The 1,166-nt window shown below is 36.8% G+C and carries 1 protein-coding gene; it reads left to right on the top strand.

Annotation, left to right across the window (positions count from 1 at the left end; all coding sequences use genetic code 11):
* Positions 1-367: 367 nt before the first annotated feature.
* A partial coding sequence (locus SD31_RS14095) for a tetratricopeptide repeat protein (protein ID WP_156138387.1) occupies positions 368-1,166 on the top strand: 799 nt, incomplete at its 3' end.

Consider the following 1,166-nt stretch of genomic DNA (forward strand, 5'->3'; position numbering starts at 1 on the left):
TATTTTTCCGGTTTAAAAAGTTTTATTTAATTACCTGTTCTGTCGGAGTCATAGCCTGATACGGATAATTTACAACAATGTATAAACGTACGTTCTAACGTATAGTTTGCAATTTATCACAAAAGCTAGGATTTTTACATAGTCAATGTAAAAAAAATGTTAAATATAATTTAAAATTCCCCTTTTAAGGTAAAATTTGCGTTATATAGCGTAGGTTATTAACAGATGTTAAGAACTTTTGAGGAAAACTTGACATTGAACTATTAATTTAGTACAATGAAGTATAGTATGCTTAGGAGCTTAAGGTTACTATAATTTTTTTTGATTAGGGGAATAAAGGATTTAGATATTTAAGTATTAAACCATTATGTACAAGAGAATTTACGGATTGAGTGTTGCGTTTGGCTTAATGGCTATACCTGCATTTGGTCAGCAGACAGCTTGGCAAGAGCTTAACAAAGCTTATAAATCAGGTTTAGAATTATTCGAGCGTGGCAAATTCAGTTCGGCAGCAAAACAATTTGATAAAGTAGAAGAGTTAAGAACGAAATCCAACCTTCAGCTTGATGAGACGGAAGAGCTTACTTTGATAAAGGAGAATGTGCGTTTTTACCAGGCTATATGTGCTTTGGAGTTGGGCGAGTCGGATGCGGAGAGCCGTTTCTTGAAATACATAAGGGATTATCCTACCAGTGCGAATGCTAAGGCCGCCTTTTTCCAGATCGGTCGTTCGTACTATCAGAAGAAAGATTATGTGAAAGCCATAGAATGGTTCTCGAAAATCGACGGCAGAAATTTTGCCGGTGCAGAAAATAAGGAATATCGTTTCAAGCTAGGCTATTCGCAGTTCATGACCCAAGATTATCGTGCCGCAAAGCCTTTATTCGAGCAGCTGAAAGACGAAAATAGTCCTTATCAGGAAGCTTCCATCTATTACTATGCATACTTGTGTTATCTGGATGCGGAATATAAGACGGCGTTGAATGAATTCGAACGTCTTAATGGTTCCAAAACTTTCGAATCTACTTATCCTTATTATATTACGGCCCTGTACTTCTTGGATAAACGTTATGATGATGTGTTGAGCTATGCTTTGCCGATATTGGAGAAAACAAAGCAGGAATATGAGACGGAGATGATCCGTATCATTGCGGCCACGTATTTCC

The sequence above is a fragment of the Sphingobacterium sp. T2 genome (assembly GCF_000814685.1).
Taxonomy (GTDB): domain Bacteria; phylum Bacteroidota; class Bacteroidia; order Sphingobacteriales; family Sphingobacteriaceae; genus Sphingobacterium; species Sphingobacterium thermophilum.